This window comes from Kitasatospora cathayae, assembly GCF_027627435.1.
Lineage (GTDB): Bacteria > Actinomycetota > Actinomycetes > Streptomycetales > Streptomycetaceae > Kitasatospora > Kitasatospora cathayae.
In genome coordinates, this window is sequence record NZ_CP115450.1 from 1,865,548 (window position 1) to 1,879,092 (window position 13,545).

Consider the following 13,545-nt stretch of genomic DNA (forward strand, 5'->3'; position numbering starts at 1 on the left):
GTCATCTGAAAGTTGTCATCTGTCCGCCGTTCCGCCCCGCCCGCTACAGCGCGCTGCGCTCCACCCGCCGCCGCTTGATGGTCCGGAACCGCCGGGCCACCTGGCGGGCCAGGTCGGCGGCGCCGACCAGGCCGGCCTCGTTGCCGAGGGCGGCGTGGACGATGGTCGCCTCGGGGCGGAAGCCGCGGCCGGTCAGGGTGCGGCGGAAGGTGTCCCGGGCCGGGCCGAGGAGCAGGTCGCCGGCCTCGGAGACGCCGCCGCCGATGACGAAGCGCCCCGGGTCGAGGCCGGCGGCGAGGTTGGCGATGCCGACGCCGAGCCAGGTGCCGACCTCGTAGAGCAGCTCGATGGCGGTCGGGTCGCCGGCCTGGGCGGCCTCGGTGACCAGCGGCCCGGTGATGCCCTCGACCGTCCCGCCGGCGCGGGCGAGCAGCGGCTGCACCACCGGCGACTCCTCGGCGACCAGTTCGCGCGCGTCCCGCACCAGCGCGTTGCCGGAGGAGTACTGCTCCCAGCAGCCGCGGTTGCCGCACGGGCAGCGGTGCCCGCCGGGCACCACCTGCATGTGCCCGAACTCGCCCGCCAGACCGTACTTGCCCCGGTCGACGTAGCCGTCCCGGACGACCGCGCCGCCGATGCCGGTGCCCAGGGTGAGCATCACCATGTGGTCCTCGCCGCGCCCGGCGCCGAAGCGCCACTCGGCCCAGGCGGCGGCGTTGGCGTCGTTCTCCACGATCACCGGGAAGCGCAGCCGCTCGCTGAGCGCCTGCTGGAGCGGCTCGTTGCGCCAGTTGAGGTGGGGGGCGAAGAGCACCCGGGAGCGGTCGGCGTCGACCCAGCCGGCCGCGCCGACGCCGACCGCGTGGACGTCGTGCCGGTCGGCGAGCTCGAGCACCAGCTCGACGATGACGTCCTCGACGACCTTGGCGCTCTTGCTCTTGTGCGGGGTGTCGGTGCGCAGCTTCTCCAGCACCTTCCCCTCGCCGTCGACGACCCCCGCGACCACCTTGGTGCCGCCGATGTCGACGCCGATGGTGGGCAGCCGCAGTATCCCCGCGGGCAGCGCGCGGCGACGGCGCTCGGCGCGCGGGCCGAGGCCGAGCAGGGTGGGCAGGACGGCCGGCCGGGTGTTGCCTTGGGGGCTGGTCACGGCTGCGGACGCTCCTCACGGGTCTCGCGGGTCTCAGGAATCTCAGAGGCCTCAGGGAACTCAGAGGTCTCAGAGCTCTCAGGGGTCTCAGGGACATCAAAGGATTCGGCGACGGACGGCCGGGCCAGCTCGTGCGAGAGCTCGGCGAGGTCGGATCCGCCGGCCATCTCGGTGGTCAGCTGTTCCAGGCTGATCTCGGCGCGCGGGTGGCTGCCGGCCATCCGCCCCCGCTTGAGCAGGGTGAAGTGGTCGCCGACCAGGTAGGCGTGGTGCGGGTTGTGGGTGATCAGGACGACCCCGAGCCCGGCGTCGCGGGCCGCGGTGACGTACTTGAGCACCACCCCGGACTGCTTGACGCCGAGCGCCGCGGTCGGCTCGTCCAGGACGAGCACCTTGGCACCGAAGTGCACGGCGCGGGCGATCGCCACGCACTGGCGCTGCCCGCCGGAGAGGGTGCCGATCGGCCGGTCGACGTCGTGCAGGTCGATGCCCATCCTGGCGAGCGCCTCGCGGGTGGTGGCGCGCATGCCGTCGGCGTCCAGCCGCAGGCCGCCCCAGCGGCGCATGCCCCGTTCGGAGCCGAGGAAGAAGTTGCGCCACACCGGCATCAGCGGGACGACGGCGAGGTCCTGGTAGACGGTGGCGATGCCGCGGTCCAGGGCCTGGCGCGGGGAGTCGAGCCGGACCTCCTCGCCGCCGACGGTGTAGGTGCCCTCGTCGTGCTGGTGCAGCCCGGCGATGATCTTGATCAGGGTGGACTTGCCGGCCCCGTTGTCGCCGAGCACGCAGCTGATCTCGCCTGCCCGCAGGGTCAGCGAGACGTCCTGCAGTGCCCGGACCGTCCCGTAGGTCTTGCCGACGTCCACCAGGGACAGCAGCTCGCCGCCGGCGGAGAGTTCGGTGCTCATCGCGGCCCCCGTTCCGCCCGGCGCTTGACGTAGGCGTTGAGCAGCGCGGCCAGCAGCAGCATCGCGCCGAGGAAGAACTTGAACCAGTCCGGGTTCCACTGGGCGTAGATGATCCCCTTGCCGGCCATGCCGAAGATCAGCGCGCCGAGCGCGGAGCCGACCACCGAGCCGTAGCCGCCGGTGATCAGGCAGCCGCCGATGACCGCCGCGACGATGTAGATCAGCTCGTTGCCGACGCCCTCGCCGGACTGCACGGTGTCGAAGGAGAACAGCAGGTGCTGCCCGAGCACCCAGGCGCCGAAGCCGACGCCCAGGTAGAGCACCGTCTTGGTCCGGGCGACCGGCACGCCGACCGCGCGGGCGGCGGCCGCGTCGCCGCCGACGGCGAAGATCCAGTTCCCGAAGCGGGTGCGCAGCAGTACCCAGCTGCCGACCGCGAGCAGGCCGAGCCACCACCAGACGGTGGCCTTGATGGTCAGCCCGCCGACGTTCAGCTCGGAGGCGAACAGCCAGCGGCAGGTCTCGAAGCCCTGCATGTCGGCGATCGACTTGGTGGAGACCGTCCCGGAGACGGCCTTGGTGACGCCGAGGTTGGCGCCGGTCAGCATCAGGAAGGTGCCCAGGGTGACGATGAAGCTGGGCAGCTTGGTGCGGCCGAGCATCCAGCCGTTGAACCAGCCGATCGCCAGCGTGGTCGCCAGCGAGACCAGGACGCCGACCCAGGTGACGGCGGTGAACTGGTACGAGACCATCGAGGAGGTCAGCGCGGCGGTGGTGACCAGCACGCCGGCCGACAGGTCGAACTCGCCGCCGATCATCAGCAGCGAGACCGGCACCGCCATGATCCCGATGGTGGAGGCCGCGTAGAGCACGGTGCCCAGCGAGGAGACCCGCAGGAAGGGCTCGGCGGCGGCGGCGAAGACCGCGAACACCGCGGCGGCGGCGATCAGCGAGCCGAGCTCGGGGCGGGCGAGGAGCCGCCGCAGGGCCGCGGGGCGGTCCTGGACGAGCAGGTCGGGGGTGGTCGGGGCGCTCACCTGGTCCCCCTCGCGACGTACTCGGCGAGCGCGTCGGCGTCGTCCTTGGTCAGGATCTGCGGGCCGGTCGCGACGGGCTTGCCGCCGCCGAGCATGTCCAGGTTGGACTTGTACAGCCACAGCAGGTCGACGCCCTCGTAGCCCTGGAGGTAGGGCTGCTGGTCGACGGCGAAGCCGACGCTGCCGGACTTGAGCCCGGCCACCACCTGCGGTCCCAGGTCGAAGGTGTCCAGCTCGACGCTGCGGTGGGCGTCCTGGACGGCCTGCAGCCCGGTGGCGGCCATCGGGCCGGAGAGGGTGAGCACGGTGTCGATGGAGGGGTCGGCCTGGAGCTTGGCGGAGATCGCCGCCCGGGCGTCGGGCATGTCGACGCCGTTCACGTAGAGCACCTGGAAGCCGCCGCCGGCCTTGGACCGGGCGCCCGAGCAGCGCTCCTCCTGGCCGACGTTGCCCTGCTCGTGGATCACGCAGAGCACGTTCTTGCGGCCGCGGGAGGCCAGCTCCGCACCGGCCGCCTGACCGGCCGAGTTCTCGTCCTGACCGATGTGGGTCAGCGCGCCGAACTTCGCGGAGAACTCCTGACCGGAATTGATCGTGATCACCGGGATGCCGGCCGCCTTGGCCTTGCCCAGGACGTCGGCCATCGCGTCGCCCTTGGCGAGGGTGACCAGCAGGCCGTCGACCTTCTGGTCGATGGCGGCCTGGACGAGCTGGACCTGGTTCTGGGTCTGCGCGTCGTTGGAGTACAGGAAGGTGATGTTGTCCTTGGCGGCGGCCTGCTCGGCGCCCTTGCGCACGCTGTCCCAGAAGGCGTCCCCGGCGCCGGCGTGGGTCACCATGGCGACCTTCCAGCGTGGGGTGGTGACGGCGCTGCCACCGGCGGCCGCGGCCTTGGCGCGGGCCTCCTCGGCGCGTCTGCCTCCGGTACTGCTGCAACCGGCCGCGGTGACCGCGAGGGCCAGGACGGCGCACACGGGCCAGAAGCGGCGGGACGGGCGAAAGCGGGTTGTGCTCATCCCCATAGTCTCTCTGGCCCCATTGCGCGGGATCGCACCGCCTCGCCCGGCGGCGCGAACGGCCCGGGAGGTAAGGTGCCCCGGGGGACCTTCCTGGAAGTTCGCTGGACATCTGGTCCGGAGCACGGCCATCCGGGTGACAGACTAGGCGCCGACCCGAAGCTGGAACACCTCGGAAACGTGATGTTCCTCTCAGGTTCCGCACAGATTCGGACGGCAACCGATCCTCGGTTCCCTGCCGTCTGATGCCATTGACGTGCGTTCGGGCGACTGGGGCCCGGGCGGCGAGCGACCCGGATACGAGAACTTGATGGAACTGACAGGTACGCCATTCTTCATCCTCACCGTCATCCTTGTGCCGGTGTCCATCACAGTGGCGCTGCTGTTCTGGGGGAAGGTGCGCGGCCCCCAGCCGGTGCGCACCCTGTCCCGGATCGTCATGATCATGTTCTGCCAGGTCACGGCCGTGCTGATGGTCTTCGTGATGGTGAACAACGCGAACCTGATCTACGGCAACTGGGACGACCTGCTCGGCACCGGTGACCACGTCCGCGCGGTGCCCTCGGTCCCGCCGGTGGACCCGGCGGGCAACGCCCAGAACGGCCAGTCCGGCGACGGCAAGCAGGCCCCGAAGGTGCTGCAGAAGTTCGGCGGCGTGAACGACCCGGCGGTGCCCGGCGACGTCCAGAAGACCGAGCTCAAGGGCCAGGTGTCCGGTGTCGACGGCGAGGTGCTGGTCTGGCTGCCGCCGCAGTACAACGACCCGGCGTTCAAGGACAAGAAGTTCCCGGTGGTCGAACTGATCCCGGGCTACCCGGGCTCCTCCTCCACCTGGTACGGCACCCTCAAGGTCTCCGAGCAGCTCAAGCCGCTGATGCAGCAGGGCAAGGTCGCGCCGTTCATCCTGGTCTCGCCGCGCACCCTGCTGCTGGGCAGCCACCAGGACGCGGGCTGCACCGACATCCCCGGCAAGATCAACGCGGACGCCTGGATCACCCGCGACGTCCCGCAGATGGTGATGGACAACTTCCGCGCCGACCCGTCCTCGGACCGCTGGGCGATCGCCGGCTACTCGGCCGGCGCCCACTGCGCGGCCAAGCTGTCGCTGGCCCACCCCAACCGCTACCGGGCCGGCATCGCGATGTCCGGCTACAACGACCCCGCGAGCGAGCCCGACTCGCTGGTCGGCAAGGACCCGAAGCTGCGCGAGGCCAACAACCCGGTCAACATCCTCAAGACCGCCCAGCAGCCGCCGAAGGTCGCCCTGCTGGTCAGCGGCGCCAAGGGCGACGGCTACGAGGACGGCCAGGCGATCGCCGCCGCGGCCAAGGACCCGACCAAGATCCAGGTCGAGGAGAGCACCGGTCCGCACACCACCGACATGTGGAAGCGGATGGTGCCGAGCGCCTTCGAGTGGCTGACCGGGATCATCCCGGTGCAGTGACCGACCGTCACGACCGACCTGTCGTCAAAGGCCGAGGGCCCGCCGCGAGCGTTCGCGGCGGGCCCTCGGCCTTTGACGGCTTCTGCCAGCGGATTCCCAGGAACGTACCGGATTCGATCAGAGTCGACCGCCGCCCGGCCACAACTGCCAGGAATCAATCAGACCATCGATCAGACCATCGATCAGGCCAGTTCCAACGCCAGGTAGAAGTCCACCCGGTCCTCCAGCCGGGAGAGGTCCCGCCCGGTCAGCTCCTCGATCCGGCCGATCCGGTAGCGCAGGGTGTTGACGTGGACGTGCAGCTGCCCGGCGCAGCGGGTCCAGGAGCCGTCCGAGCGCAGGAAGGCCTCCAGGGTGCGGACCAGGTCCGCCTGGTGCTCTATGTCGTACGCGATCACCTTGTCCAGCAGCCGGCTGCGGAACGCCCGGCGGACCTCGTCCGGGACTGCGGCCAGCAGCAGCACGTGCGAGGCCAGCTCCTCGGGGCCGGCCACGCAGACCCGGCCGACCCGGGCGGCGGCGATCCGGCGGGCGTGCCGGGCCTCCTCCAGGGCGCCGCGCAGGCCGCCGGCCTCGGAGGCGGGGGCGGAGACGCCGAGGGTGATCCGGCCCTCCGAACCGAGTCCGGCCTCCAGCGGGGCGAGCAGTTCGCGCAGGGTGTCGGCGGGCACCGGGGTGTCCAGCGCGGGCAGCACCACCACGGCGCCGTTGCCCGCCCCGGCGACCAGGGCGCGGTCGGTGGTGCCGCCGAGCGCCTCCTCCAGGACGGCCCGCACCGTGCCCTCCGGCAGTCCGGTGCCCTCGGCGCTGAGCACCAGCCAGGAGCCCGCCTGGGGGTGGGACTTGGGTTCGGGGCTCTCGTAGCGGGCGGCCATCGCCGAAGAGGCGAACAGGGTGCGGCTGATCTCGGCCGGGTCGGCGTCGCGGCGCAGTAGGGCGAGCAGTTCGTCGGCCAGCCGGCGGCGCAGCCGGCGGCCCTCGTCCCGGCGCTGGCGCTCGGCGGCGACCAGCCGGGCCAGGTTCTCGGCGAGCTGCTGGCGCTTGGTGGTCCACTCGGTGACGTCGCCGGCCACCGCGAGCATCCAGTCGGCCAGCAGCGAACCGGCCTGCAGCGTCTCGTGCTCGGCGGAGACCGCGGCGGGCAGCAGCGAGTAGGCGCCCCCGGCCAGCCGGGCCCGGTGCGGGGGGCGGCGGCGCTGGCGCTGGGCGGCGAGGTGGGCGCGGACCAGCTGGTCGCGGTCCTCGGCGGTGAGCCGGTCGGCCGGGCCGGCGATCACCGCGCCGGTCGGGGCGAGCACCCAGCAGTCCAGGTCGAGGTCGCCGCCGAGCAGGTCCAGCACGGCGTCCAGTCCGCCGCCGCCGGCCGCCGAGACCAGCAGCCGGTGACGGTCGACCAGGGCGGCGAGGTCGGCGGCGCGGTCGGCGGAGACCTGGCGGCCGATGAACTCGGTGACGGTGCCGAACGCGATGTCGTCGGGGACGGCCAGCAGCGGCATCCGGTGCCGGCGGCAGGCCTCGACCAGGTCCTCGGGCACCGGGCCGACCTCGGCCTCGCCGGCCGCCAGGGCGACCGCGCCGCCGGCCGCGATGGTCCGGACGAACCGTTCGGAGTCGGCGGGGCCGCTGCGCCAGAGCATGCCGGTGAGCACCAGCTCGCCGCCGTGCAGGTAGCGGCCGGGGTCGTGCAGGTCCGTGGTCATCACACCGCTGACCTGCCGGTCCAGCTCCTCCTCGGCCGCGAGCAGGCGCAGTCGTGGGGCGCCGGGGGCGAGCAGGTCACGGACACGCATCCGCGGACTCCTTACGGGGGGTGGATCAAGGGGATGGACCAGGGGGGTGGACCTGGGGGCAAGGGCTGGAACGGGGCGGGGGGCCGGATCGGGGGGTGGGGGACGCCGGACGGACGGTCCGGGGGTGACAGTGTGCCCGAACATCAGTGCTCGGCGTTACGCACCAGCGGGTCACCGGGTCACGGGTCCGTAGCCCGCGAATCACGGCCGGATTACGGTCATAGGTAGCACCCGGTGGGTACCTGGGCTGCGGGATTCTCCTGCTTAGAGGAACGTACAGGATGCCGGGCGGGCTCACAGCCGGGGCTTCATGCCATCGGTGACTGCCAGTGGCCCCGGTCACAGGAGTTCACTGGGCGACACGCCACCGGACACCCGGTCGGCGAAGACTTGAGGAGACACCGCATGGAGTTCCTTCGGCCCGCCACCTGGGACGAGGCTCTCGCGGCGAAGGCTGAGTACCCGACCGCGTTGCCCATCGCGGGCGGCACGGACGTCATGGTCGAGCTGAACTTCGACGTGCACCGGCCATCCGCGATTCTCGACCTGAACCGCGTCACCGAGCTCACCGAATGGACGAACGACGGCAGCGTCGTCCGACTCGGCGCCTCGGTCCCGTACGCCCGGATCATCTCGGAGCTGTCCGGGCCGCTGCCCGGGCTCGCGCTGGCGGCCCACACCGTCGGCTCACCGCAGATCCGCAACCGCGGCGGCGTCGGCGGCAACCTGGGCGCGGCCTCCCCGGCCGGTGACTCCCACCCGGCGCTGCTGGCGGCCGGGCGGGACGTGTACGTCGAGGCGGCCTCGGTGCGCGGCACCCGGCTGATCCCGATCGACGAGTTCTACGTCGGGGTCAAGCGCAACTGCCTGGAGGCGGACGAGCTGATCCGGGCCGTGCACATCCCGGTCGCGGACGGTCCGCAGCAGTTCTCGAAGATCGGCACCCGCAACGCGATGGTGATCGCGGTGTGCGCCTTCGGCTTCGCCCTGCACCCGAAGAACGGGACCGTCGGCACCGGGATCGGTTCGGCTGCCCCCACGCCGCGCCGCGCCGTCGAGGCCGAGGAGTACCTGCAGGGCGTGCTCGCCGAGCGCGGGCTCTGGGAGTCCGGGGCGCTGCTGGGCACCGAGGTGGTCCAGCGCTTCGGCGAGCTGGTGAAGGCCGCGGCCTCCCCGATCGACGACGTCCGGGGCACCGCCGACTACCGGCGGCACGCGCTGGCCGTGATGGCCCGTCGCACCCTCACCTGGTGTTGGAACGACTACAGCAAGCAGATCAGGAGCGCGGCATGAGGGTCACGTTCACCGCCAACGGCAAGCCGGTCGAGGCCGACGACGTGTGGGAGGGCGAGAGCCTGCTCTACGTGCTGCGCGAGCGCGTCGGCCTGCCGGGTTCGAAGAACGCCTGCGAGCAGGGCGAGTGCGGTTCCTGCACCGTCTACCTGGACGGCGTGCCGGTCTGCTCCTGCCTGGTCGCGGCCGGCCAGGTGCAGGACCGCGAGGTGCGCACGGTCGAGGGCCTGGCCGAGGAGAACGGCGAGCTGGGCCTGGTCCAGCAGGCGTTCGTCGACGCCGGGGCCGTCCAGTGCGGCTTCTGCACCCCGGGGCTGCTGGTGCAGACCGACGCCCTGCTGGAGCGGGACGCCCAGCCGAGCGACAACGACATCCGCGAGGCGCTGTCGGGGAACCTGTGCCGCTGCACCGGCTACGAGAAGATCATGGACGCGGTGCGGCTCGCCTCGGCCCGCAAGTGTGCCGGGGAGGCTTCGACATGAGCGAGCGAATCATCAAGGGGTGCGCGTTGTGCGAAGCGCCCGCCGAGCGAAGCGAGGTGGACGCATGAGCGAGCGGAGCGAGCGAATCATCAAGGGGTGCGCGTTGTGCGAAGCGCCCGCCGAGCGAAGCGAGGTGGACGCATGAGCACGCGCACCATCCAGGGTCAGAAGAACCTGCAGAACATCAACCAGGCCTCCAAGGACGGCATCGGCGGCTCGCCGCTGCGCCCGGACGGCAACCTGAAGGTCAAGGGCGAGTTCGCGTACTCGTCCGACATGTGGCACGAGGACATGCTCTGGGGTATGGCGCTGCGCTCGCCGCACCCCCGGGCGAACATCCTCTCGGTGGACATCTCCGAGGCGCTCAAGGTGCCCGGCGTCTACGCGGTGCTGACCCACGAGGACATCCCCGGCTCCAAGTACTACGGCCTGGAGATCCAGGACCAGCCGGCCCTGGCGATCGACAAGATCCGCTACCACGGCGAGGCGATCGCGCTGGTCGCGGCCGACCATCCGGAGACGGCCCGGCGTGCGGTGAAAAAGATCAAGGTCGAGTACGAGGTGCTCACCCCGATCGTCACCGAGGAGCAGTGCCTGGACCCGGAGACGTACGGGTACGTGCACGAGCCGCACGAGTACAAGTCGCACGCGTACGGCAACATCTGCCACGAGCAGAAGCTGGTCTCCGGCCTCGGCGTGACCGACGAGGTGCGGGCGATGGCGGACGTCATCGTCAGCGGCGACTACGAGGTCGGCATGCAGGACCAGGCCTTCCTCGGCCCCGAGTCCGGCCTGGCCGTGCCCGCCGAGGACGGCGGCATCGACCTCTACATCGCCACCCAGTGGCTGCACGTGGACCGGGAGCAGATGGCCCCGGTGCTGGACCTGCCCGAGGAGAAGGTCCGGCTCACGCTGGCCGGCGTCGGCGGCGCCTTCGGCGGCCGCGAGGACATCTCGATGCAGATCCACGCCTGCCTGCTGGCCCAGCACACCGGCAAGCCGGTCAAGATCGTCTACTCCCGGGACGAGTCCTTCTACGGCCACGTCCACCGCCACCCGGCGAGGATGCACTACGAGCACGGCGCCACCCGCGACGGCAAGCTGGTCTTCGCCGACTGCCGGATCGTGCTGGACGGCGGCGCGTACGCCTCCGCCTCCCCCGCCGTGGTCGGCAACGCGGCCTCGCTCGGGCACGGCCCGTACGTGATCCCGAACGTGAAGATGCACGCCATCGCGCTCTACAGCAACAACCCGTCCTGCGGGGCGATGCGCGGCTTCGGCGCGGTGCAGGCGGCGTTCGGCTACGAGTCGCAGATGGACAAGCTGGCCGCCGAACTCGGCATGGACCCGGTGGAGCTGCGGCAGCTGAACGCGATGTCGGAGGGCGACTTCATGCCCACCGGCCAGCGGATCGACTCCCCCGCGCCGGTCGCCGAACTGCTGCGCCGGGCCAAGGAGATGCCGCTGCCGCCGCCGCTGGACACCGAGCACCTGGACGTCCGCGCGCTGCCCGGCGCGCTGTCCAACACCTCGCACGGCGAGGGCATCGTGCGCGGGGTCGGATACTCGGTCGGCATCAAGAACGTCGGCTTCTCCGAGGGCTTCGACGACTACTCCACCGCCCGGGTGCGGCTGGAGGTGATCGGCGGCGAGCCGGTCGCCATGGTGCACACCGCGATGGCCGAGGTCGGCCAGGGCGGCGTCACCGTGCACGCCCAGATCGCCCGCACCGAGCTGGGCGTCGAGCAGGTCACCATCCACCCGGCCAACACCGAAGTGGGCTCGGCCGGTTCGACCTCCGCCTCGCGCCAGACGTACATGACCGGCGGCGCGGTGAAACTGGCCGCCGAGGCCGTCCGGCGGGCGCTGATCGAGAAGGGCCGGCGCCGCTACGGCTGGACCCACCAGGACATCACGCTGTCCGGCGGCAAGGTCGTCTCGGAGAGCGCCGGCGTGCTGGTCCCGATGGTGGACCTGCTCGGCGACGAGGCCATCGACCTCACCCGCGAGCACCACCACCGGCCCACCCAGGCCTTCGACAAGGAGACCGGCCAGGGCTTCGGCCACGTCCAGTACACCTTCTGCGCCAACCGCGCGGTGGTGGACGTGGACGTGGAACTGGGCCTGGTCAAGGTGGTCGAGCTCACCGCCGTCCAGGACGTCGGCAAGGCGCTCAACCCGCTCTCCGTGGTCGGCCAGATCCAGGGCGGCTGCACCCAGGCGCTCGGGCTCGCGGTGATGGAGGAGATCATCGTCCGGGACGGGAAGGTGCGCAACGCCTCCTTCACCGACTACCTGATCCCCACCATCCTGGACACCCCGCCGATCCCGGTGGACGTCCTCGAACTGCCCGACCCGCACGCCCCGTACGGGCTGCGCGGCGTCGGTGAGGCGCCGACCGTGTCGGCGACCCCCTCCATCGTGGCGGCGATCCGCAACGCGACCGGTCTCGCGCTCAACCGGATCCCGGTCCGGCCCGAGCACCTGACCACCGAACAGCCCGGCTGACCCCGGGAGTTCGGAGCAGCAGCACAACCGGACAGCAACACACCAAAACAGCAACACCGAACAGCAACACCGAACAGCACGACCGACAGCACAACCGACAGCACGACCGAGCAGTACTTCCCGGGGCGGCGCCGAGTCTTCCCCGCCGCCCCGGGAGCCCCCCACCCGCTGCCCGCCCACGCCGGGGTTCCGCAGTGGTGCGCACCACCCACATCTGCACCGCTGGCACTCTCCCCGACGAGTGCCCCCAGTGAGTCGAGACCGTCCCCCTGTGCCAACTTCGTTGACTGGCAATCAGGTCGACTCGCCCACCCCAACCCCCATTGACACTTGGGAGTGGACATGACCAGGATCCCCACGGAGCCCGGCACCACCGAAGCAGACAGACCCACCGAGGACGAGACCCACGCCTCGCCCACGGCGCCAGGGCCGAAGGGCGCGCTCGACGCGTACTTCAAGATCTCTGCCCGCGGCTCGACTCTCGCCAACGAACTGCGTGGTGGCCTCACCACCTTCATGGCGATGGCGTACATCATCCTGCTGAACCCGCTGATCCTCAGCGGCGCGGACGTCAACGGCGTCAAGCTCGACCACGCCGCGCTGACCACCGCCACCGCCCTCGCGGCCGCCGTCACCACCATCCTGATGGGCGTGGTCGGCAACGTGCCGCTGGCCCTGGCCGCCGGGCTCTCGGTCTCCGGCGCGGTCTCCGCACTCGTCGTACCGCACACCACCTGGCCGCAGGCCATGGGCCTGTGCGTGATCTACGGCCTGCTGATCGTGCTGCTGGTGGTCTCCGGACTGCGCGAGAAGATCATGAACGGCATCCCGCTGCCGCTCAAGCACGCGATCACCATCGGCATCGGCCTGTTCGTCACGGTCATCGGCCTCTACAAGGCCGGCTTCGTGCACACCGGCGGCCCCACCCCGCTCTCGCTCGGCCCCTTCGGTGAGCTCTCCGGCTGGCCCGTCCTGATCTTCTGCCTGACCCTCCTCGCGATCTTCGTGCTGATGGCGCGCGGCGTGCGCGGCGCGATCCTGATCGGCATCGCCGGAGGCACCGTGGTCGCGATCCTCGTCAACAAGGTCGCCCACGTGCCCGCCAAGGCCTGGGCGAACTCCGTCCCGGTGTGGCCCGGCAGCCCCGTCGCCGCCCCCGACTTCAGCCTGTTCGGCCACGTCGACCTGTTCGGCGCCTTCGGCGGCGAGGGCATGGGCGCGATCAGCGCCTCCGTCGCGGTGTTCACCCTGGTCCTGGCCGGGTTCTTCGACGCCATGGCCACCATCATCGGCGTCGGCACCGAGGCCGGACTGGCCGACCGGCAGGGCCGGATGCCCGGCCTGTCCAAGGCCCTGTTCATCGACGGCGCCGGCGGCGCGGTCGGCGGCATCGCCGGCGCCTCCGGCCAGACCGTCTTCGTCGAGTCCGCGACCGGCGTCGGCGACGGCGCCCGGACCGGCCTCGCCTCCACCGTCACCGGCGCCCTGTTCGCCCTGATGCTGTTCTTCTCCCCGCTGGCCGGCATCGTCCCGGTCGAGGTCGCCTCCGCCGCCCTGGTGGTGATCGGCTCGATGATGATGAGCCAGGCCCGGCACATCGACTGGTCCGACCGCGAGGTCGCCATCCCGGCCTTCCTGACCGCCGTGCTGATGCCCTTCACCTACAGCATCACCGCGGGCGTCGCCGCCGGCGTCATCTCCTACTCGGTGATCAAGGCCGGGCAGGGCAAGTGGCGCGAGCCCGGAGTGCTGATGTGGATCCTCACCGGGGTGTTCGTCCTGTACTTCGCGCTCACCCCGATCAAGTCCTGGCTGGGCGTGCACTGAGCGCTTTGATCACCGTCGCCGCCGTACGGGATCGTTTCCCGTACGGCGGCGTCTCCCGCTACTGTCGAAACCGTGTAAGGAGCCTCCGAC

At 71.3% G+C, this 13,545-nt stretch carries 10 protein-coding genes; 5 read left to right on the plus strand and 5 right to left on the minus strand.

The genetic code is table 11. The features are described 5' to 3' along the window. Window positions 1-43 precede the first annotated feature (43 nt). Genes O1G21_RS08405 through O1G21_RS08420 form a run of 4 tightly spaced genes read right to left on the minus strand, consistent with a single transcriptional unit; the run spans window position 44 to window position 4,111 of the window. Window positions 44-1,150: an ROK family glucokinase gene (locus tag O1G21_RS08405; RefSeq protein ID WP_405000602.1), complete on the minus strand. Its 1,107-nt coding sequence runs from the start codon at window positions 1,148-1,150 to the stop codon at window positions 44-46. Beyond that, the gene (locus O1G21_RS08410) at window positions 1,147-2,058 is read right to left on the minus strand and encodes an ATP-binding cassette domain-containing protein (RefSeq protein WP_270142141.1); all 912 of its coding nucleotides are present in this window, start codon (window positions 2,056-2,058) and stop codon (window positions 1,147-1,149) included. Before O1G21_RS08410 ends, O1G21_RS08405 begins: the two co-directional genes overlap by 4 nt. After that, entirely contained in the window at window positions 2,055-3,095 is a 1,041-nt protein-coding gene (locus tag O1G21_RS08415) for an ABC transporter permease (protein WP_270142142.1), read from the minus strand. Before O1G21_RS08415 ends, O1G21_RS08410 begins: the two co-directional genes overlap by 4 nt. Continuing rightward, the gene (locus O1G21_RS08420) at window positions 3,092-4,111 is read right to left on the minus strand and encodes a sugar ABC transporter substrate-binding protein (RefSeq protein WP_270142143.1); all 1,020 of its coding nucleotides are present in this window, start codon (window positions 4,109-4,111) and stop codon (window positions 3,092-3,094) included. Before O1G21_RS08420 ends, O1G21_RS08415 begins: the two co-directional genes overlap by 4 nt. A gap of 361 nt (window positions 4,112-4,472) precedes the next feature. Here O1G21_RS08420 and O1G21_RS08425 point away from each other — a divergent pair, with 361 nt between their 5' ends. Further along, window positions 4,473-5,555, plus strand: a complete 1,083-nt coding sequence (locus O1G21_RS08425) for an alpha/beta hydrolase (protein ID WP_270142144.1) — start codon at window positions 4,473-4,475, stop codon at window positions 5,553-5,555. A gap of 182 nt (window positions 5,556-5,737) precedes the next feature. Here O1G21_RS08425 and O1G21_RS08430 read toward each other — a convergent pair whose 3' ends face one another. Further along, a complete protein-coding gene (locus O1G21_RS08430) occupies window positions 5,738-7,345 on the minus strand; it encodes a PucR family transcriptional regulator (protein ID WP_270142146.1) in 1,608 nt (535 codons plus the stop codon). Between the two features lie 405 nt (window positions 7,346-7,750). On the opposite strand from O1G21_RS08430, the gene O1G21_RS08435 reads away from it, so the two are divergent. The 4 genes from O1G21_RS08435 to O1G21_RS08450 all read left to right on the plus strand — a co-directional run bounded on the left by O1G21_RS08435 (window position 7,751) and on the right by O1G21_RS08450 (window position 13,455). After that, window positions 7,751-8,638, plus strand: coding sequence for an FAD binding domain-containing protein (locus tag O1G21_RS08435; protein WP_270142148.1), 888 nt, complete (start codon window positions 7,751-7,753; stop codon window positions 8,636-8,638). Then, the gene (locus O1G21_RS08440) at window positions 8,635-9,120 is read left to right on the plus strand and encodes a (2Fe-2S)-binding protein (RefSeq protein ID WP_270142150.1); all 486 of its coding nucleotides are present in this window, start codon (window positions 8,635-8,637) and stop codon (window positions 9,118-9,120) included. Before O1G21_RS08435 ends, O1G21_RS08440 begins: the two co-directional genes overlap by 4 nt. Before the next feature lie 141 nt (window positions 9,121-9,261). Beyond that, the gene (gene pucD, locus O1G21_RS08445) at window positions 9,262-11,628 is read left to right on the plus strand and encodes a xanthine dehydrogenase subunit D (RefSeq protein ID WP_270142152.1); all 2,367 of its coding nucleotides are present in this window, start codon (window positions 9,262-9,264) and stop codon (window positions 11,626-11,628) included. Between the two features lie 342 nt (window positions 11,629-11,970). Next, entirely contained in the window at window positions 11,971-13,455 is a 1,485-nt protein-coding gene (locus O1G21_RS08450; protein WP_270142154.1) for an NCS2 family permease, read from the plus strand. Window positions 13,456-13,545: the final 90 nt, after the last annotated feature.